The following is a 21,577-nucleotide window of genomic DNA, read 5'->3' on the forward strand; positions in this document are numbered from 1 at the left end:
GGCTTGCAAGGCTGATCTTAGCGTTTGGCGAGCACTGCTCGCCGCTATGATCAGCGGCCGGCCACGGATGGCCGGGCCGGCGGCGGCTCCATGGATGGTTGCTTGGTATGAGGTCCGAAAATTCGCCTGCAAGCAGGCTCCTACAAGTGCTCAGAAATTTATAGAACAGAAAATAAAAACGGGAAGACCATGAAAAACTTCAAACCGAAAAACTCATTGCTCGCTCTTGCGCTTTTTCCGGCACTTTACGGCTGTGAGGGAAAGCAGGACACAAAGATCTCCAGCTGGGAAAAAACACCTCACGGCGCGGTGGTGACGCTGCAAGGCAGCGAATTCAAGAAAGTTCGCCTGCAGGTCATCGACCAAGACATCATCCGCGTCTCGGCCACTCCGCAGCAGGATTTCAGTAATCTGCCGGATACCTTGATGGTCACCGCGCAACCGAAAGACATCGCATTTACGCTGACCGAAGAAAACGGCGAACTGGTTGTCAAAACCGCGGAATTGTCCGCGGAAGTCTCGCTCGCCACCGGTATGGTGGAATTCAAAGATGCCCGAGGTGTTTCCTTGCTGACCGAGGCCGGCCGCAGCATGGCACGAGTGATAAACGAACCGGGACCCATCGACCCGGATTCTCACTCCTTCCGCCAGCGTTTCCAGCCGCTCGACGGCGAAGCCTTCTACGGTCTCGGCCAACAACAGGACGGGCGGGTGAACTATCGGGGTGAGAACATCGAACTTACCACCTACAATCTGGAAATCGCGATTCCCTATCTGGTATCCAGCCGCAACTACGGCCTGCTGTGGAACAACACCGGTATCAGCCGCATCGGCGATCCACTCCCCCCCCAGCCGCTGCCGGAGGGTTTCAAACTATACGATGCCAAGGGCGAACCCGGCGGACTCACCGCGCGCTACTACGACGGCGACGAATTAAAACTGGAGCGCTCGGAAGCGGACCTCAACTATCAGTTCCTGTCCCACGCCAGCGTGCGGGAAATCCCGCTTCCGGAGGAAGTTGCAGACGCGAAAGACCTGCGCATCCAGTGGACCGGCAGTATCGAGCCCACCGCTAGCGGTGAACACGAATTCAAAATGTACTCTTCCGGTTACGCGACTCTTTCACTTGATGGTGAGGAACTGTTGAACCGCTGGCGCATGAACTGGAACCCCTGGTACCACAATGCGGAGGTGGATCTACAGGCGGGGAAAAAGTACGCATTGAATCTGGACTGGCAGCCACAGGACGGCTACATGCGCCTGCTGCAACACGGTCCGCTGTCTGAACAGGAGCAGCAGGAGCTGTCGTTTACTGCGGATACCGGTAAAGCGGTGGACTACTATTTCGTCGTCGGTGACAACAAGGACGACGTAATCTCCGGTTATCGCGAGCTCACCGGCAAGGCCACCATGCTGCCCAAATGGGCCTTCGGTTTCTGGCAGAGCCGAGAGCGCTACAAATCCCAGGACGAACTGCTGGGCGCACTGGAGGAGTATCGCGAACGCAAGATTCCCATCGACAATATCGTGCTTGACTGGTCTTACTGGCCGGAAGATGCCTGGGGCAGCCACGACTTCGATGAAGAATTTTTCCCGGATGCAAAAGCAATGGTGGACCGGGTACATGAGCTGGATGCCAACATCATGATTTCCGTGTGGCCAAAGTTCTATCCCACCACGGAAAACTACAAGCAGCTCAACGTCCGCGGCTGTATGTTCAACAAGAATATTGAGGAGAAAAACCTCGACTGGATCGGCAGCGGCTATCTGAATACGTTTTACGATGCCTACAACCCCGAGTGCAGGGAAATCTACTGGGGCCAGATTCGCGACAAGCTCAACACTGTCGGCTTCGATGCATGGTGGCTGGATGCGGTTGAACCCGATATTCACTCGAACCTGAGCTTCAAACACCGCAAAGATCTGATCACGCCCAATGCCATGGGCACCGGCGCGGAGATGTTTAACGCCTACGCCCTGCCCCACGCGGAAACCGTGTATCAGGGTGAACGTAAAACAGACGGCGACAAACGCGCGTTTATCCTGACCCGCTCCGGCTTTGGCGGTATTCAACGCACTGGTTCGGCGATCTGGAGCGGCGACGTGGTTTCCCGCTGGTCCAATCTGGAAGAGCAGATCGCCGCGGGCATCGGTGTTGGCATGGCGGGCATGCCCTACTGGACCTTTGATATCGGCGGCTTCACCCCGGAAGACCGCTTCCGTTACAACGGCGATATCACAGTGGGCAATTACAAGGAGATGGCCAAGAGCGAACAGCAGGAGTGGCAGGAGCTGAATCTGCGCTGGTTCCAGTTCGGCGCGTTTACGCCACTGTTCCGCGCCCACGGCCAGAATCCCTACCGCGAGATTTTCAACCTCGCCGACCAGGGCAGCGACACCTACAACAGCATGGTGGAGTACACCAAACTGCGCTACCGCCTGATGCCTTATATCTACACCCTGGCCGGCGACGCGCACCACAAGGACAGCACCATGATGCGCGGCCTGGCGATGGACTTCGGTGCTGATCCGAATGTGCGCGATATCAACAGCCAGTATATGTTCGGCCCTGCCCTGCTGGTGAATCCGGTCACTGAGTTCGGCGCGCGCTCCCGGGACGTCTACCTGCCTGCTGGCAGCGACTGGTACGACTTCAACAGTGGCAAAAAGTACTCCGGCGGCCAGACGATTGACGCCGAAGCTCCCTACACCCAAATGCCGCTATTCGTGAAAGCCGGCAGCATCCTGCCCACTGGCCCGGAAATCCAGAGCACTGCGGAAAGTATCAATACTCCGCTCACCCTGAACGTGTTCACTGGTGCCGACGGCAGCTTCGAAATCTACGAAGACGATGGCAAGAGCTACGGTTACGAAAAGGGTGAGTGGTCACGTATCCCCGTCAGCTACAACGAGGCCAAGAGTGAGCTCACGATCGGCGAGCGCAGCGGCAGCTTCGATGGCATGGCCAAAGAGCGCACCATCAATATCCGCTGGATCACCCAGAGCGACACCCCGTCCAATCTGGATAGCAATTCCGCACAAACCATTCGCTACAGCGGCAAACCAGTAACCATACCACGCGGATAACCCACGAGCCGGAGCTTTCTGCCTGGCAGAAAGCTCCGGCTCTATCCGCAAAGGGAACGCCAGGCCCGGGCTGGAATACGCCCGCAAAGCCGTCGCCCTTGATAATGAAGGCCCAATATGAAAACAACCCTGACCTCCGCCTTCCAGCCTTCCTACGAAGCCACCGGACAGCGACTGGATGAAGCGGGGCCGGATGAAATACTCCACGGCAGCACCGGGCGGAACTCCGGCACTGTTCGCGGTAGAGCGGAGATTACGAGTCTGAACCGGGTGCCGGCGATGGATAGGGAGCGCACCTAATGCAAAGGATTGTAGTGGACTGGGGTACGACGAATTTCCGCGCGTACCTTATCGACGAGCATGAAAGAATTGCAGAGCGCCGGATAGCGCCCCGTGGCGTACACAATTGTGAAGGTAACTACAGCAATATACTGCGGGAATTCTGCGGAGACTGGCAGTCCCTGTGGCCGGATATTCCTGTTTATCTCTGCGGCATGATAGGCAGCCGCACAGGTTGGTATGAAGTACCCTATGTGGCAAGCCCGGCCCCTCCGGATGCGCTCTTTCGCGGTCTGTTGCCAATACCCGGTGAGCACAACGTTTTTATGATACCGGGTATGCGCTGCCTCACACCCGCGGGAATTCCCGATGTGATGCGGGGTGAGGAATGCCAGGTACTGGGCGCCATTAGCGAAACGGACAACCCCAATACTCTGGTTATTCTTCCGGGCACGCACAGTAAATGGGTGCGGGTGCAGGATGGGTGCATTCATGATTTCGCCACTTTTTTTACCGGAGAAATGTACGCACTGCTGCACCATCACAGTTCCATCGGCGCGGTGCTCGACCCTGCGCATCACCACCACGAGAGCTTCCAGCATGGACTGTCGCAAAGTACCAGCGCCGGAGGTCTGCTGAACCAGATATTTTCCGCCCGCACCCGCACTCTCTGTGAGGACACCAGTGGACAGTCCATGTCCGCTTACCTCTCGGGTATCCTGATTGGAAGTGAGTTCATCCATGGCCGTAAACTGTTTGATGCCAATAGCGAACTCCTTTTAATAGGCGACGAACCATTGGCAACACTCTATCAGTTGGCGGCGACTTTCTTCGATCTCAAGTTGCGCACACTGGACCCAGCGCGGGCGGTTACCTGCGGTATCGCCCGGATCTGCGCCGCCGGCACCGTTAACAACCCTGTATCCGGTCGGAAAGCCGTGATTTCAGGATAAGCCTGCGATGCTGGGAGACAGGAAATTTAAATTAGATGAATAACAATAAACAGCAATGAGGCAAACACTATGCAACTGTCAGCAATAGACCTGGCAATTTTCATTGCCTACGTGGCCATACTGGTCACCATCGGCTATCTCGTGTCACGGGAGAAAACGGGCCACGAAAAAAATACCAGCGATTATTTTCTCGCCGGCAAAGGGTTGCCATGGTGGGCGGTGGGGGCATCGCTGATTGCTGCGAATATTTCTGCAGAGCAGATCATCGGCATGTCCGGCTCGGGCTACGCTATCGGGCTGGCCATTGCCTCCTATGAATGGATGGCTGCTATCACACTCATTCTCGTGGGAAAATATTTTCTGCCAGTATTCGTCAGGAAAGGCATATACACCATGCCGCAGTTTCTTGAACAGCGCTATGACAGCCGAGTGAAAGTGGTCCTCGCCATTTTCTGGCTGGGTGTTTACATATTTGTAAACCTGACCTCGGTACTGTGGCTGGGCGCGCTCGCCATCAATGCCATTGCTGGCGTTGAACTGTTGTTCGGCCTGCTGTTTCTGGGTGTGCTCTCCGCGGGCTATTCGCTATACGGTGGTCTCAAGGCGGTGGCGCTCACGGATATTATTCAGGTCGTGCTGCTGGTGTTCGGCGGACTGATGATGTCATATCTGGCTTTAAATCTGATCGGCGAACAAAATGGTGGCGGACTGCTGACGGGGTTCACCGAGCTTACCCGAGTAGCGCCGGAAAAGTTCGATATGATCCTGTCGCGAGACAATCCGCACTATATGAGCCTTCCTGGGCTCTCTGTGCTGATCGGCGGCATGTGGGTAGTGAACTTCGCTTACTGGGGCTTCAATCAGTACATTATCCAGCGCGCACTGGGGGCAAAAAGCATTGCGGAAGGCCAGAAAGGCATTGTATTTGCCGCCTACCTTAAGTTGCTGATGCCAATCATTGTGGTGTTGCCCGGAATCGCTGCGGTGGTACTTTTGCCGCAACTTGAGCGCCCGGATCAGGCTTACCCGCAGCTGATGAACCTGATGCCTGTTGGCTTCAAGGGGCTGATCTTTGCCGCGCTGGTTGCCGCCATTGTGTCTTCACTGGCGTCGATGACCAACAGTATCTCTACCATTTTCACCATGGATATTTACGCGCGCCATCAGCCCGGCCGCAGCGAGCAACACTACGTGCGCATGGGCCGACTCGTCGCACTGGTATCACTGATTCTTGGCATGATCTGCGCGCAACCATTGCTCGGTCAGTTTGACCAGGCATTCCAATACATCCAGGAATTCACCGGTTTCTTTACACCCGGTATTACCGTGCTGTTCCTGCTCGGGGTGTTCTGGCCACTGGCCACCGCCAATTCCGCACTGGTGGCGGCGATCGGCTCGGCGGTGTTGTCGTTATTGTTCAAATTCTGGTGGCCCGAGCTGCCGTTTATGGACCGGGTGGGAGTCACTTTCCTGATCTGTCTCGCACTTGCGGTGCTTTTGTCTCTCTGGGAACAACGTCGCGCATCCGCGACAGTTCGTTCGGACAACGGCCAAATGATTTCTCTTGCGGAAATCAATTTCACTACCGCCGGCACCTTCAATCTGGCCGCGCTGGGGGTAACCCTGATTCTGATCGCGCTCTATGCAACCTGGTGGTAAAGAGGGGGGGGACGGCCACCCACCAACGCCGGCGTCTATATGCCGGCCGTTGGGTACCGTGATGACTTTTCTATGTTATCAGTAGCTGTAGCGACTACTTTGTAGTAGCCGCTACACCCTGACACTGCATTTCCGACTTAATCTAGTGGTCCATGCGAACAGTTACACAACTTTCCGCATGGACCACTAGGCTTCAGCTAATGAAGCCAACTGCTTCATTCCTTTATAGCCCTGGCGAATGGTGTTAATCAGGTCGTCGGTTTGGTCCCGTTCCACAAAACCGTGCTCAAGTCCCGCCATGCCCGCGGCGGCAAAAATCGGCGGGAAATCAATGACGCCCCGGCCAACGTCGGTGAAGTCACCTTTATCGTCCATATCCTTGACATGCCAGAGCGGGAAGCACCCTGGGTACTTGCGGAAATATTCCAGAGGATCCCTCCCGGCTTTGGCAGTCCAGTAAAGATCCAGTTCCATATACACATGCTGTGGATCGGTTTCCTCCAGAAGGACATGGTAGGGAATCTGGCCGTCCACCTTGTCGAATTCAAATGCATGGTTATGGTAGGCAAACTTGAGCCCGGCTTTGGAACAGCGTTCACCCAGGATATTGAATTGTTCAGCCAGGCGCTTGTAAGTATCGATACCGGTGCCCCGCTGCTCATCACTGAGATAAGGCACAACTATGTATTTGTGCCCCAGAATCTGGGCCGCTTCTATCAAAGGTTCAAAATCTTTTTGCAGACTTTCCAGCGGCGCATGGGCGGATGGTGCGGTGAGCCCCTCACTATCCAGTATCCCGCGCAGCACTTCGGGCTTGTGGTCATAATAACCGGCAAACTCCACTTCCCTGTAGCCGATACCGGCCGCGAGCTTAAGCGTTTCCGGTACGCTTTTGGCCATTAGGTCCCGCAGAGTGTATAGCTGCAGGCCTATTTTTTTCTGAGGCGCAGGCTTGGCCAGGGGGCTCAACCCTGGAATTGCCATCAGACCCAGTCCAGCGCCCAAGTACAGCAATTGGCGCCGGCTCATTCGCAGATCCTGCTTTATTTTCGCTTTATTATTATCAGTCATTGCACTGTCTCCTTGTTTGAAGTTGGCCCTGTGCTGGACCTGACTACCAATTCGAAGGGTAAAGTAACTTTGGGGGCCTTTTTTATCCGCCCCTCAAGTAAATCAATCAGCAGAGAAACCGCCGTACTGCCGAATTCTTCCGCGGGCTGGGCTATGGTCGTCAGGGGCGGATCACTGAATTGCGCAAAGGCAATATCGTCAAACCCCGCAACCGAAATATCTTCGGGCACCCTGAGGCCGCTTTGCTTGAGCCGCTGTATCGCGCCCATCGCCATTTCGTCGTTTTCACAGAAAATAGCGGTTGGGCTGTCCTTGCGCTCGATTAACTCACCGGCGGCCTTGCGCCCGGAATGCAAGGTGAAATCGCCGGGACATAAAAGACTTTCATCGAAAGCTATTCCAGCCTCCTGCAGGGCATCCCGATAACCCGCAAGGCGGTCGCGGGTCAACGGGCTGTTCTTAGGCCCCATGACTACCGCAATGCGTCGGTGGCCCAACTGGAGCAAGTGTTCCGTCATGGCGCGCGCCGCCGCGCGATTATCCAGGGTAACCGTGGGAACGGTTGTGTTGTCCAGCACCTCACAGGCATTCACCATCGGCAGCGCGGTGCTGCTACCGCCAGTATCTTGTGCCGGGAAGGGGTTGTAGGCACGCAGCTGGATGACCCCATCCGCCTGGCAGGTATGCACCATTTTCGCGTACCCCTCCTCCATTTCCGGATCGCCGAAGGTGTTGCACAATAAAATGGAGTAGCCTTTTTGGTGGGCCGCCTCCTGCATCCCACTGATAACTCTCGCAAAAAACAGGTTGGCAACGGTCGGAACAAGTACGACCAGATTCCCCGTCTTGCCCGAGCGAAACTTCGCGGCCATCAGGTTGGGCCTGTAGTCGAGCTTCTTGATTGCCGACAAAACCTTGTTGCGGGTTTTCAAGGACACGAGTTCCGGCTTTTGCAGGGCGCGTGACACCGTAGCCACGGACACTCCCGCCAGCTTCGCGACCTCTCGATTGTTTGACATTCCCCCTCCACGGACGCCTGCCATGCAGGACACTACTTTTCAAACATCGAGATTGTATCCGGTATCATAAATAAGCGCCAACAAAACCAAAGGCACAGAAAACACTCGGAAAAACATCAATTTACTACGCAAAAATAGTCTAACTATGTCGATATAGTAGGAATCTGGCTTTCAACGAAAAATGTATCCGGATACATTTTTACGTTGACGCCCGCAAATGTATTCGGATACATTTTGCTTATCAAGCGATATTCTTCCGAGGAAAGCCACAAAGCTGAAGCGGCCCCGGAAGAGGCCCAAGGAGCCCCATGAAAACAAACCAAAATAAAGTCCGTATGGGTATGGTAGGCGGCGGCGAAGGTGCCTTTATTGGCGCCGTCCACCGCAGTGCCGCGGCACTGGATGCCAGAATCGAACTGGTCTGTGGCGCCTTCAGCCGCGATCCCGGCAACAATCAGCGCACAGCAGCCGATCTCGGGCTGGCGAGCGAGCGCACCTACAATTCCTGGCAGGCACTCATCGAACGAGAAGCCCAGCTTCCGGCCTCCGAGCGCATGGAGATGCTGGTTATCGCAACGCCCAACCATCTCCACGTACCTATTGCGCTGGCCGCGATCAACGCCGGTTTCCATGTGTTTTCCGAGAAACCCGCCGCCGTTTCCCTGGAGGAGGCCCAGCAACTGGCCCGGGCCCTGGAGGCGTCCAACTGCCTCTACGGCCTCGCGCATACCTACCTGGGATACCCCATGGTGTGGCAGGCGCGGGAGATGGTGCGCGAAGGCGCGCTCGGCACCCTGCGCAAGATTTACGTGGAATACCCTCAGGGCTGGCTCAGTGAAAATCAGGAGGCCCAGGACAACAAGCAGGCGGCCTGGCGCTGCGACCCATCACTGGCCGGCGCAAGTGGCTGCATGGCTGATATAGGCACCCACGCCTTCGGCCTTGCCGAATTTATCGGCGGCCAACAAATTACCGCCCTGTGCGCCGAATTGAATACGCATCTCCCGGCTCGCCAGCTCGACGATGACGGTGCCGCGCTCTTTCGCACCCGCAACGGCGCCACAGGTGTATTGATCGCCAGCCAGGTCTGCGCCGGCGAGGAGAACGCACTGAAAATCCGGGTATACGGCGATAAAGGCGGCCTGGAATGGCAGCAAATGTCGCCCAACAGCCTGATCTATCGCCAGCTTGGTCAGCCGATGCGGGTACTGCGCGCCGGCGTCGATCAACCGGGTCTGGGGACTGAGGCGTTGCGGCGCTGTCGACTGCCGGGCGGCCACCCCGAAGGCTACCTCGAAGCCATGGGCAACCTGTATCGGGATTTTGCGGCCGCCATTCGCGACGGAGCAGCAGGTTCCGCACCCGGCGTTCCCGGTATCTCGGCGGGCCTGCGCGGCATGGCGTTTATAGAGGCCGTTGTCGCCAGCCGGGAGAGCGACACCAAGTGGATTGAATTGCCCGATGTCGGTTGAGACCGAATAACAATAAACGAGGAGTATTGAGATGACAGGTATCAAAGGGCCGGCAATTTTCCTGGCCCAGTTCTTGGCGGACGAGGCGCCCTTCAACCGCTTGGATACCATGGCCCAGTGGGCCGCGTCCCTGGGCTACAAAGGCATTCAGGTACCGACCAGCGACAGCCAGTTTTTTGACCTGAAGAAAGCGGCAGAAAGCCAAGCGTACTGCGACGATGTGCGCGGCATCTGTGCCGAGGCAGGGGTAGAAATTACCGAACTGTCCACGCATCTTCAGGGGCAGCTGGTGGCGGTGCATCCGGCCTATGATGAGTTGTTCGACAACTTCGCCCCCGCCACCCTCGCGGGCAACCCCAAAGCGCGTACCGAGTGGGCTATCGACCAGCTAAAGCTGGCAGCCAAGGCAAGCCAACGGCTGGGGCTGAAAGCGCACGCAACCTTTTCCGGCGCCCTGCTCTGGCACCTGGTCTACCCCTGGCCCCAGCGCCCAGCCGGTCTGGTGGAACAGGGCTTTGCGGAGTTGGCGCGGCGCTGGCGGCCGATACTGGATGCTTTCGATGAAGCCGACGTTGATCTCTGCTACGAAATCCACCCGGGCGAGGACCTGCACGACGGCGCCTCTTTTGAGCGGTTCCTGGCAGCTGTGGACAACCACCCGCGCGCCAATATCCTGTTTGATCCCAGCCACTTTGTCCTGCAGCAACTCGACTACCTCGATTTTATCGATCGCTATCACGACCGTATCCGCATGTTCCACGTCAAGGATGCGGAGTTCAATCCCAACGGCCGCTGCGGTGTTTACGGCGGCTACGAAGATTGGGTGAATCGCCCGGGCCGGTTCCGCTCACTGGGGGATGGCCAGGTAGACTTCAAAGCTATCTTCAGCAAACTGACCCAATACGACTTCAAGGGCTGGGCAGTACTCGAATGGGAGTGCTGCCTGAAAGACGCCGAACAGGGTGCGGCCGAAGGTGCGGCTTTCATAAAAGAGCGAATGATCACCAAGGCCGCGCGCTCGTTCGACGACTTTGCCGGCGGCAACACCAGCGAGGCGCGCAACCGCCGCATACTGGGCTTGTCGGACTAGGAGCGGAAAACTTCTGTCCTGCAAGAATTACCAATAAAACCAATAAGAGTGTGGGCAACCATGAATATTATAAAAATACGCCTCAGCGCGATGATGTTCCTGCAATTTTTTATCTGGGGAGGCTGGTTCGTCACCCTGGGCACCTTTCTCGCCCACAACCTCAACGCCACTGGCAGCCAGACCGGTATGGCCTTTTCGACGCAATCCTGGGGCGCCATCATCGCTCCCTTTGTTGTCGGTCTGATCGCCGATCGGTACTTCAATGCCGAACGCATACTGGGCTTCCTGCATCTCGCAGGCGCGGTTCTGATGTATCAACTCTACCGGGCCGAGAGCTTTGACGCTTTTTATCCCTTTGTACTGGCATACATGATTCTGTATATGCCGACCCTCGCCCTGGTCAACTCGGTTGCCTTTCGGCAAATGAACGACCCAGCCAAGGATTTTGCCAACATTCGCGTATGGGGCACCGTAGGCTGGATTGCCGCGGGGCTTCTCATTAGCTATGGCTTCTCCTGGGACTCTCAGCAAGCCATTGCGGCGGGCCTGCTGAAAAATACTTTCCTGATGTGCGCCCTGGCATCTCTGATTCTGGGCATCTTCAGCTTCACCCTGCCCGAGACACCACCCGCCGCCTCACGGGGTGAAAAGCTGGCGCTCCGTGATGCACTGGGGCTGGATGCACTGGGTCTGCTGAAAGACCGGAACTTCGCCCTCTTCTTCCTCTCTTCGGTCCTGATCTGCATTCCCCTGGCGTTCTACTACCAGAACGCCAATCCATTCCTGACGGAAATCGGGGTCGAGAATGCCACCGGAAAAATGACCATCGGACAAATTTCCGAAGTACTTTTCATGCTGGTGCTGCCAATATTCCTGAAGCGCTTCGGCATCAAGCTGACACTGCTGATCGGCATGATTGCCTGGGCATTGAGATACACCCTGTTCGCCTTTGGCGATGCCGACAATCTCGCGTTCATGCTGATCCTCGGCATTGCCCTGCACGGCATCTGTTACGACTTTTTCTTCGTATCCGGCCAGATCTACACAGATTCCAAAGCCGGTGAGAAATTCAAGAGTTCTGCCCAGGGCATGATCACCCTGGCAACCTATGGTGTCGGCATGCTCATCGGATTCTGGGTGGCCGGGCAGATCACCGAAAACTTCACCGAGGTGGACGGCCATCTCTGGAAAAACATCTGGCTTTTCCCTGCGGCCTTTGCACTGGCAGTCTTTGTGCTCTTCACACTGACATTCCGCAAGGAAAAGACATCCTCTTCCGAGGAACCGTTACCACAGGGCGCTATCGAGAGAGGTTAAATAAAAGTGAGTTTTGATCCAAACCGACGCACGCTGCTCCGCAACCTTGCCGCGGGCACATTGGGTGCTACCGCGATGAGCACGCTGAGCGCGAACACCCTGGCGGGCCCCAAACTCCCGGAGCCCTTCACGTTAAAAGGCAATATTAACCACTCCGTCAGCCGCTGGACCTATGGCGACCTCTCCCTTGAGAAGCTATGCATGGTGATCAAGGACCTGGGCTTTGCCGCCATTGATCTCGTCGGCCCGAAGGATTGGGCTCTGCTCAAGCGCGAGGGCGTGGACTCCTCCATGTGTAATGGTGCGGAAATCAGCCTGGAGGATGGCTGGGGAGATAGCCGGTTTCACACTCAGCTGATCGACAACTACCGCAAGCATATCGATCTGGTAGCCGATGCCGGCTACCGGAACCTGATCTGCTTCAGTGGCAACGCCCGCGGAATGGACCCGGAAACAGGGTTGAAGAACGCCACCGAGGGCCTCAAAAAAATCCTATCGCAAGCAGAAAAGCGCGGCGTCGTCCTGCAAATGGAACTGTTCAACAGCAAGATCGACCACCCCGACTACCTGTGTGACAACTCCGCCTGGGGAATAGAACTGTGTAAACGGCTGGACTCCCCCAATTTCAAACTCCTTTACGACATCTACCACATGCAGATCAGCGAAGGCGATATTATCCGCACCATTCGCGACCACCATCAATACTTCGGCCACTATCACACCGCGGGCGTTCCCGGCCGCAACGAAATAGATGATACGCAGGAGCTCTACTACCCGGCCATTGCCCGCGCGATCAAAGAGACCGGCTTTACCGGCTACATTGCCCAGGAATTTATTCCCACAAGAGGAAGTATCGAAGGGAATATAGAATCATTGAAATCGGCGATACGGATCTGTGACGTCTAGCTGGGAGGCTTGAGATACCTGACGCAGCAGATATTAAAAGCAAATCTGAAATTCGAGTTAACAGAGACTTTTTAGAATACGGCAAACGATTCACTTCATAAATAATAATATACAAGAGGTATAACCATGGCGATTGGTAATCATTACGATGCTATTGTTGTCGGCTCTGGCATCAGCGGTGGATGGGCCGCGAAAGAACTTACCGAAAAAGGGCTCAAAGTTCTGCTACTTGAACGCGGGCGCAATATCGAGCACATCAAAGATTATAAAAATGCGCTCAAGGAAGCCTGGGACTATCCACACAGGGATACACCAACCCAGAAGATGAAGGAAGATGAGCCGGTCCTGAAGCGCGAATATACGCTGAACGAATCCACCGCCGGCATGTGGGCAAGCCACAAAGACTCCCCCTACGTGGAAGACAAGCGCTTCGACTGGTTTCGCGGTTACCATGTCGGTGGTCGGTCACTGCTGTGGGGACGCCAGAGTTACCGCTTCAACCAACTGGATTTTGAAGCCAACCTGCGCGAGGGCATCGCCGTCGACTGGCCCATTCGTTACAGCGACCTCGCGCCCTGGTATGACTATGTCGAGCGCTTTGCCGGCATCAGTGGCAATCGCGACGGCCTGGATGTACTACCGGACGGACAGTACCAGCCAGCATTCGAGATGAACTGCGTGGAAAAGGATGTAGCCGCGCGAATCCAGAAGGCCTTCAAGGGCCAGCGCCATCTGATTATGGGGCGCACTGCAAATATCACGCAGCCCAAAGCAGAACAGGGCCGGGTAAACTGCCAGGCCCGGGCCAAGTGCTGGCTGGGTTGCCCCTTCGGCGGTTATTTCAGTACCCAATCCGCCACCCTGCCGGCGGCGATGAAAACCGGCAATCTTACCCTTCGCCCCTATTCCATCGTCACCCGCCTGCTCTACGACAAAGACAGGAAGCGCGCCAACGGTGTTGAAATTCTCGATGCGGAAACCAACCAGACGTACGAGTTCACCAGCAAAATCGTTTTCCTGAATGCCTCCAGCTTCAACTCCACCTGGGTGCTGATGAACTCGGCCACCGATATCTGGCCCGATGGCCTTGGCAGCAGCAGCGGCGAGCTCGGCCACAATGTAATGGACCACCACCTCAACGTGGGGGCCAGCGGCGATGTGGAGGGCTACCTGGACGAATATTACTTCGGCCGCCGCCCCACCGGTTTCTATGTGCCGCGATTCCGCAACTGGAACGGCGACCAGCGCGATTACCTACGCGGCTTCGGTTACCAGGGGGGTGCCAGTCGACAGGGGTGGAGGAGAGACGTCGCGGAACTGAATATTGGCGCCGACCTCAAGAGTGCCCTGAGCGAGCCGGGAGGGTGGAGAATCGGCATGGGCGGCTTCGGCGAGATGCTGCCCCATCACGACAACCGGATATACCTGAATCGCGACGTCAAAGACAAGTGGGGCTTGCCGGTACTGGCGATGGATGTGGAGATCCGCGAGAACGAGATCGCCATGCGCAAGGACATGATGCAGGACGCCGTGGAGATATTGGAAGCCGGTGGCGCAAAGAATGTACATGGATATTCTGGCGAATACGCACCGGGCAAAGGCATTCACGAGATGGGAACCGCGCGTATGGGGCGCGATCCAAAAACCTCTGTGCTCAACGGCCACAACCAGGTTTGGGACGCCCCTAACGTTTTCGTTACCGACGGCGCCTGTATGACATCTGCATCCTGTGTAAACCCCTCACTAACCTACATGGCGCTCACCGCCCGGGCCGCCAACCACGCAGTGGAAGAACTAAAGAAAGGTAACCTCTAGCCATGAACAGACGCGAACTGATAAAAATGATCGCCGCCGCTACAGGCGCAGCCTTTGTTGGTGGAAATGTACTGCTGGCAGGCTGTACCCGCAGGGAGCCCGCTGAAGAATATCTTTTTAGCTCTACCGACATATTACTTCTGGATGAGGTTGCCGAAACCATTATTCCGAGAACAGATACCCCCGGTGCAAAGGATGCGCAGGTAGGCCAGTTTATGACGGTTATGGTGAACGACTGCTATACCGCGGAAGATCAGCTCGTTTTTCATCGCGGTATTACCCAGCTACAGGACTTCAGCCGGGAATCCTATGGTGCCGCCTTTATGGAACTGACTCGGGAAGACAGGCACGACCTCCTCGCGCAACTGGACCGCGAGGCCCGGCTGCATAATGCGGGGCAGAATGGCCCGCACTACTTCACCATGATGAAGCAGCTCACCCTGTTCGGATTCTTCACTTCGAAGGTCGGCGCGACCGAAGTCCTTCGTTACACGGCTGTACCGGGCCGCTTTGATGGCTGTATACCTTATACCGAGGGTGATCGAGCTTGGGCGACCTGACCATGAAATACAATCAAATGACACAACGCATGCGCTCCATAGAAAATAATCGCCTCCCCACCTTCAGATCAACGGCCTTTGCCATGATCATTCCGTGTTTTTTCACGGTGTTATCCTGCACGGCGGAGACGACAGACAAAGCACTGGAGCCCTGGCAACTTGCCGAAAAATCTGAACAGTGGGAACCCGTACCTAAGGCAGTGGAAGCACCAGCAGACGCGCCACCCTCGGACGCTCTGGTATTGTTCGACGGTACCAATTTGTCGCAATGGGAATCCGCGAAAGGCGGCAAAGCCGAATGGGCCTTAGAGGAGGGAGTCCTGACCGTAGTGCCGGGAAAGGGTAACATTCGCACCAAGCGCGCATTCTGTGATGCGCAAGTACACCTCGAATGGCGCACTCCTGCCCAGTTCGGCGATCGCGATGGTCAACGGCGCAATAACAGCGGCGTCTTTTTGCAGGAGCGCTATGAAGTGCAGATCCTGGATTCCCACGCAAACCCGACCTACTCCAATGGCCAGGCCGCTTCGATTTACAAGCAGCACATTCCCTTGGTGAATGCTTCGCGGCCACCGGGCGAATGGCAGACTTACGATATCATTTTCAAAGCGCCTCGATTTGAACACAAGAAGCTGGTCGAGCCGGCGACGATCACTGTTCTACACAATGGTGTGCTGGTGCAAAACCACAAGGAGATACTGGGTACAACCGTGTGGATAGGGGAACCTGAATATGAATTCCACGACTGCGCGCCTATCGCCCTACAAGACCACAACGATCCTGTGAGTTTCCGCAATATCTGGGTAAGAGAGTTGTGACTACAGATACCGCTCAATGAACTGGGCGGCCAGGGCCGTATGCGACAGTATGCGCACGGGGCGATTGGTTAGCCCGAGCGCGGGCGGCGGAGTACTGACCACCGCCCGCGCGGATGGATCTGCCGGGGCGGTGGCAGGTATACGAGCCTTAGTTAAAGTGCATCAATCGCAAACGGCAGTGCCGGAAGACTCGCGGAGTTGTACAGATTTACCTCCGGATAATCGGCCCAGGCATATTTGAGTGCTGTTGGCTTCTTCACATCATCATTCCAGACGATAACCGTATCGCCGGATATTTTCGCTTCTGCCCGGTGATATTTACCGGCACTATCCGCGAGAACAAATCCCTTGACGTTATCACCCTCGCTCACTTGCAATCCATCGCCGATATGGGCGAACTTTATGATCGCCTTATTGCCATTAAGCCGGTGAGAAATGTAGGTCGGGCCGCGGCTGAGAACGTCTTCGCCAAAGCTGACACGTTTGGCCTCTCCCCATAAACGTGCGGCTACATCCTGTTTGTTGCGCGGATGTATGTCGGTTGCATCGCCGATATCAATGGCGGTGGCCATGCCGGTTCCGGGTAAGCTTAGTGTACGGCTCTGCATATCCCGCAACAGCGCCCAGCTGCTGTCCGGCTGTGGATTTTGTGGCTGCATAAATGCGGCCAGCTGTACGAACAGAAATGGAATATCCCGCTGCCACTGATTGCGCCAGTCTCGAATCAGTGCACTGAACAGGTCGTGATACAGCGGCGCTTCGGCCACATTGGCCTCGCCCTGATACCAGATAACCCCGCGCAGGCCATAGCTGCGGATGGGATAAATCATGCTGTTGTACAGGAACGTGGGCTTGTGTTCGTAACGGATGTGTTCAGGTATTGGCGGTTCCACATGGTTGCTGTAACGCCAGCCGCCGCTGAGATCCAGCTTGCGCTCGCCGAGCTGCAACCAGAGCTGGTCTGCGCGCCCTACATAGGGTTTATTGTGCCAGCTGTTGCCAACCCGCAGGGCAATCAGATTGCGGCCTTTTTTCAGCAGTTCTGCGGGAATCGTGTAGTGGGCGTTCTGTGACCGCCAGTCTTCGACGGAAATCAACTGTTCATTGATCCAAACAAACGCTTCCTGCTGCAGATCTCCCAGTTCGAGAATCGCTGTTTCCGGCACCTTGTCGATGGTGAATTCCCGGCGCAACCAGGCGATATGCTCGAATTCCTGCGGCAGGGTCTGCGCGCTCCAGCCAGTGGTGGCAAATTCAAAGCGGTGGGCTCCGGATTCCAGCGCGTCTTCACGGCTGCTGAGTCGGTGCATTTTTTCCGCGGCATTCCTGTCGTTGAGGGCAAACTGCGCGGGCCAGTCAATGTCCGGCTGGTATAGCGCCTGGGTGCGTGCGCGGTAATCCGGCAGTGCCAGCAGCGCCGCCTTGCTCATCCAGGCTTCCGCCGGCGTGCCGCCCCAATTGTTGTCGATAATACCCACGGCAACGTTTTTTTCGGTGTGGTTTTTAAGCGCAAACAGGTAGGCGACTGCGGAAAATTCAGCAGCATTTTCCGGCGTGGTCTTTTTCCAGGTGCCGCCACTCAGGTCTTTCTTGGGTGTTGGGGAGATTTCACTGGGTACATCGAAAAAACGGATCAGCGGAAAATTTGCCGCGTCGATAATCTTGTCGGAATCGTTGATCTCCCAGCTGAGCTTCCATTCCATATTCGATTGGCCGCCAGCGAGCCAGACATCGCCGAAGTAAACGTCGTGAATGACAGTTTCCCCATCGCCACTGAGTGTCAGGGTGTAGGGCCCGCCGGCCTTCTGAGGTGGGACAGATATTTTCCAGTTGCCGCTGTCATCACTGCGGTCGCTGTAGATATAGCTGCCAAACCTCAAAGAGATTGAAGTATTCGGCGCGGCGCTCCCCCAGATTGGGACATCCTGCCCTCGCTGCAGCACCATATGATCGGAGAAAATCCTGGCCGGTATTATCTCTGCATGGGCCGACCACACAGTACCGGTCAACAAAAGGAAGAGTGCGATCCGCGCCTGCAATTTAATGTTGGTTGCGGCAAACATTCTGGCCATAGATCCAGTCCTGCTGAGTTTCGTTAGTTTATTGCCAGGGTATCCATGAAATACAAGAAGATCCACGCCTCTTCGTCGGTATTTCAAGGGCGGCAATCAAATAGTTCACGATGAACTATTTGATTGCCGGGTGAATAGCATCCTCCTGACGATGTAATTACATCCGCATACGCACTCCCAATGCCAGACGGCGCTCCTGCACATTGATTGACCGCAGCTGGCTTTCGAACTGCGCGTAGTTGCGATAGTTGGTCTCGGTCAGATTGGTTCCCTGCAGATACACGGAAACGTTATCGAACAGATCGTAGTTGATCGACGCATCCAGGTAACCCGCAGCTTCTGCCCAGTTGCCGAGACTGATAGGAGCCTCATTGGTGTTCAGGCCCGCCTCGCCCTGGAAGATGTCGCTGCGCCAGTTGTAGGCAAGCCGCGTGCTCAATCTATCGCCCTGATACCAGAGAATCATATTGGCCTGGTGCTTGGAATTGGAATTGAGCGGAAAGCTGTTGCCAACCAGGTCGACGCTGCCGGAATCGTTATCCGAATAGGTATAGTTTGCCTCGATGCCGGTATTCGCCAGCAGGCCCGGCAGCGATCGAAACGCCTGTTTGTAACCCACTTCGAATCCTTTGAGATCCGATGCGGGAACATTTTTTGTGGTCCAGATATTGGCGGTGCGCCGCACCACGCCATCGGAGTCCGGGTAGGCGCGCGCCTCCTGCAGCGTCTGGGTGGCACTTTCCACTTCGATCAGGAACAGGCCGAGACCGAGTATGCCGCCCTCGCCGAAGTACCACTCGGTGGAAACGTTGTAGTTGTTGGCGCGCCACGGCTTGACGTGGGGATTACCCTGATGGTTGCCCCCGCCGGGGCTGGTCACCATTTTGTACCTTTCACCATTCTCATCCACCTGATTGCCGTCCGGTGTGTAGACACGATACTCCTGATACCAGAGAGTCTCGCCCTCCCCCACGTTGACCAGATCGTTGCGCGACATGGTTTCGGCATAGCCGAAGCGGACAATCACATCTTCCCGCGGGAAGAAGTTGATATTCGCCGAAGGCAGCACATCGGTGAAGGAAGTCTTGGTGGTTTCAGTACCCAGGCTCTTGTACATGATCTGCCAGCCCTGCGGCTGACCGTAGGTGGCGGGATAGCCACCACCATAGTAGTTGCCCTCCTCCGGTACCGCCTGCTGATCGTACACGGCATTCACCACTTCGCGCCGGGTTTCGACGACACGCAACCCCAGGTTGCCCTCAAACGGAATGCCGAACACACCACTTTCGTTGGCAAAATTCAGTTGCCCATACGCGGACGTCTCGTCCTCGGTGACAGAGTAGGCGCGCGAGGGGTCGACGAAGCGCTGCGCTCCCGGATAGAGAAAGTTCATAAAACCGTTAACGTCATCCAGCGCTTTGGGGTCAAGCGCCGCCACCCCATCGCCCCAGCCTTTGAAGGGGCCAAAGTCGTTGTAGGAAATCAACATATCGCGCAACGCATCGAACGGCTCGATACCCAGTTGTGCGTTGCCGGCGAAATCGTTCCAGTCCGGGTATTGCTGCCATACGAAGTCACCCGGCAGCGGCTGGTACCACAGTTCTTCCGGCACGTTGGGGTCCGCCCAGGTGGAGTAGTAACCCGTCGGTGTCATATAAATAAAGCGCTGGCTCTCCACATCGCGGCGGCCGTGGCGCAGACCAAAATCGACCGAAGTGAAGCTGGCGATATCGAACTGGTAGCTGCCGTCCGCGCGGAATACATCCAGTGTGGCTTCCTGTTCCGTGCCCTCGCCAAATCCCTGGAACAGATTCAGCCGGTCTGTGCCGGAGAGATCTTCGTCAAACAGGAAGGAGGGATATTCATCGCGGAAATCCACGGTGACCCAGAAGGGTTCCACCGGATCGTCCATGCCATCGCCATCCTCATCCACCCAGTACCACTCCGGGGTCCCCTGCTGGAAAACGGCTTTTTCATAGGTTTTTTCCGCCTTGCCGCGCACGTAGCGCAGGGAGCCGGTGAAGGGGCCGCCGTTGTCGAACTTCAATTCGATATTCGCGTTGAGCGCATCGGTATGATTCTGAATACTCTGGGTCGTGGCCTGGAAATCCGGTGCCTCCACCACGGCAACCTGTAGCGAGTTGATGACCCGCTCGGGTGTGTCTCCCTCCGCCGGCAGAACCACTTCCCGGCTGGTGATGGTTCCCGGGCGCAACACATCGTAATTGTCGCTGTTCATGCCGTTGAAGTTGGTTTCTACACCGCGGTCAAACTGATCCATCTTGGTGTAGAACACATCGGCACTGAGTTCGAGACTCGGAGAAATATCGAACTGGAAGGAGCCCGCGTAACCTTCGCGCTCCCGCTCCATCACATAGGCGTTTACCCCGTAGCCCCCCGGTACCAGGTAGCGGTCGTTGAGATCGCCGTTCCCATTCAGGTCCAGCGGATCGCCACCGGCGTTGACAAAACCAAGGCGCATATCCTCCCAGATCTGGTAGTTGGCGGAATTGCTGTTGGACTTGAACGCGCCCAGGGTGAAGCCGAAGCGCTCACCATTGAAGCCGACAAAGGTATCGGCGCTGTAGTTATCGTCTTCGGTGATGGAACCCTGGGAACCTTCGACATTCATCGCACCGGTCCAGCCCGACTCCAGATCCCGCGGGTTGCGGGTTTTCAAATCCACTACCCCGGAAATACCGCCGGCGGACAGCGCTGCGCCCTGCGATTTGTACACATCCACTCCGGAAATCATGGAGGCGGGAATATCGGAGTAATTGGCCCCGACATCGGTTATGGTCCAGGGGCTCAGGAATTGTTCGCCATTCAGGGTGGTTAGAACCTGCAGCATACCGCGCACGTTGAGGCTGGTGCCCTCACCGGCAGTGCGCTGGATCTGCACCCCAGTTACCCGTTGCAGCGAGTCGGCGATGGTAACGTCAGGCAGTTTGCCGATATCTTCGGCGACAATGGAATCGACGATCACTTCCGAGTTGCGTTTGACATCCACGGACTGTCTCTGTGAAGCGCGGATACCGGTCACTTCGATCTGTTCCATCGCCTCTCCGACCTCGGCTTCTGAGCGGCCATCGGATTCCTGGGCACCTGCCGGTACTACCGCTACCCCAAGAGACAGTGCGGCCACCCAAACGGATAGCGGATTTCTGGTCAATTTATTCTTCATTATTTTCTCTCTATCTTCGCTAATTTACTGGTTATGGTTTTATCGAAATTAGGGCACGAGCCAACCGCGGGCCACTGTGGACACTCGCGGTTCTGAAGCGTTTCCGGGCGGATACATCGAGGCACTTTGCTTATCTTTATATCGTCCCCGGCGCTACTTAATCACAAACTGCGCCTTTGTGTAACCGATTACAGTAACCGGTTTCATTTTTGGCGGAAATTTCTTCTTATTCTCACTCCGAGCAGGAACCGGGACGCCCCATCGCCCCGGTACAT

The 21,577-nt window shown here is 56.1% G+C and carries 15 protein-coding genes; 11 read left to right on the forward strand and 4 right to left on the reverse strand.

Annotated elements, in window-relative coordinates:
* Positions 1-189: 189 nt before the first annotated feature.
* From FDY93_RS16140 to FDY93_RS16155, 4 genes are all read left to right on the forward strand, one after another.
* Positions 190-3,087, forward strand: a complete 2,898-nt coding sequence (locus FDY93_RS16140; protein WP_138236797.1) for a glycoside hydrolase family 31 protein — start codon at positions 190-192, stop codon at positions 3,085-3,087.
* Between the two features lie 117 nt (positions 3,088-3,204).
* A complete protein-coding gene (locus FDY93_RS16145; RefSeq protein WP_138236798.1) occupies positions 3,205-3,387 on the forward strand; it encodes a hypothetical protein in 183 nt (60 codons plus the stop codon).
* On the forward strand, positions 3,387-4,319 hold the full coding sequence (locus FDY93_RS16150; protein ID WP_138236799.1) for a 2-dehydro-3-deoxygalactonokinase: 933 nt from the start codon (positions 3,387-3,389) through the stop codon (positions 4,317-4,319). The genes FDY93_RS16145 and FDY93_RS16150 overlap by 1 nt, the downstream gene beginning before the upstream one ends.
* Before the next feature lie 69 nt (positions 4,320-4,388).
* Positions 4,389-5,978: a sodium/sugar symporter gene (locus FDY93_RS16155; protein WP_138236800.1), complete on the forward strand. Its 1,590-nt coding sequence runs from the start codon at positions 4,389-4,391 to the stop codon at positions 5,976-5,978.
* Positions 5,979-6,164: 186 nt separating this feature from the next.
* Here the strand turns inward: FDY93_RS16155 and FDY93_RS16160 are convergent, their stop codons facing one another.
* Together FDY93_RS16160 and FDY93_RS16165 are read right to left on the reverse strand one after the other, a co-directional pair.
* Positions 6,165-7,049 carry a sugar phosphate isomerase/epimerase family protein gene (locus tag FDY93_RS16160; RefSeq protein ID WP_138236801.1) on the reverse strand — a complete coding sequence of 295 codons (885 nt, stop codon included), beginning with the start codon at positions 7,047-7,049 and terminating at the stop codon, positions 6,165-6,167.
* Complete coding sequence (locus FDY93_RS16165) at positions 7,046-8,092, reverse strand: LacI family DNA-binding transcriptional regulator (RefSeq protein ID WP_342776622.1); 1,047 nt, start codon at positions 8,090-8,092, stop codon at positions 7,046-7,048. The genes FDY93_RS16160 and FDY93_RS16165 overlap by 4 nt, the downstream gene beginning before the upstream one ends.
* Positions 8,093-8,376: 284 nt before the next feature.
* Between FDY93_RS16165 and FDY93_RS16170 the strand changes: the two genes are divergently transcribed.
* The 7 genes from FDY93_RS16170 to FDY93_RS16200 all read left to right on the forward strand — a co-directional run bounded on the left by FDY93_RS16170 (position 8,377) and on the right by FDY93_RS16200 (position 16,046).
* Positions 8,377-9,540 (forward strand): Gfo/Idh/MocA family protein, encoded by a 1,164-nt coding sequence (locus FDY93_RS16170; protein WP_138236802.1) that lies wholly within the window; start codon positions 8,377-8,379, stop codon positions 9,538-9,540.
* A 31-nt stretch (positions 9,541-9,571) separates the two neighbouring features.
* Positions 9,572-10,630, forward strand: a complete 1,059-nt coding sequence (locus FDY93_RS16175; RefSeq protein WP_138236803.1) for a sugar phosphate isomerase/epimerase family protein — start codon at positions 9,572-9,574, stop codon at positions 10,628-10,630.
* A 60-nt stretch (positions 10,631-10,690) separates the two neighbouring features.
* Positions 10,691-11,947, forward strand: coding sequence for a nucleoside permease (locus FDY93_RS16180; RefSeq protein WP_138236804.1), 1,257 nt, complete (start codon positions 10,691-10,693; stop codon positions 11,945-11,947).
* A 75-nt stretch (positions 11,948-12,022) separates the two neighbouring features.
* Positions 12,023-12,853, forward strand: coding sequence for a hydroxypyruvate isomerase family protein (locus FDY93_RS16185; protein WP_138236805.1), 831 nt, complete (start codon positions 12,023-12,025; stop codon positions 12,851-12,853).
* A 126-nt stretch (positions 12,854-12,979) separates the two neighbouring features.
* Positions 12,980-14,668: a GMC oxidoreductase gene (locus FDY93_RS16190; protein ID WP_138236806.1), complete on the forward strand. Its 1,689-nt coding sequence runs from the start codon at positions 12,980-12,982 to the stop codon at positions 14,666-14,668.
* A 2-nt stretch (positions 14,669-14,670) separates the two neighbouring features.
* The gene (locus FDY93_RS16195; RefSeq protein WP_138236807.1) at positions 14,671-15,228 is read left to right on the forward strand and encodes a gluconate 2-dehydrogenase subunit 3 family protein; all 558 of its coding nucleotides are present in this window, start codon (positions 14,671-14,673) and stop codon (positions 15,226-15,228) included.
* On the forward strand, positions 15,216-16,046 hold the full coding sequence (locus FDY93_RS16200) for a 3-keto-disaccharide hydrolase (protein WP_246068616.1): 831 nt from the start codon (positions 15,216-15,218) through the stop codon (positions 16,044-16,046). The genes FDY93_RS16195 and FDY93_RS16200 overlap by 13 nt, the downstream gene beginning before the upstream one ends.
* 152 nt (positions 16,047-16,198) lie before the next feature.
* Here FDY93_RS16200 and FDY93_RS16205 read toward each other — a convergent pair whose 3' ends face one another.
* The gene (locus tag FDY93_RS16205; RefSeq protein ID WP_138236808.1) at positions 16,199-18,118 is read right to left on the reverse strand and encodes a sialate O-acetylesterase; all 1,920 of its coding nucleotides are present in this window, start codon (positions 18,116-18,118) and stop codon (positions 16,199-16,201) included.
* A 157-nt stretch (positions 18,119-18,275) separates the two neighbouring features.
* Complete coding sequence (locus FDY93_RS16210; protein WP_138236809.1) at positions 18,276-21,302, reverse strand: TonB-dependent receptor; 3,027 nt, start codon at positions 21,300-21,302, stop codon at positions 18,276-18,278.
* Between the last annotated feature and the right edge of the window lie 275 nt (positions 21,303-21,577).

The sequence above is a fragment of the Microbulbifer harenosus genome (assembly GCF_005771435.1).
GTDB lineage: Bacteria > Pseudomonadota > Gammaproteobacteria > Pseudomonadales > Cellvibrionaceae > Microbulbifer > Microbulbifer harenosus.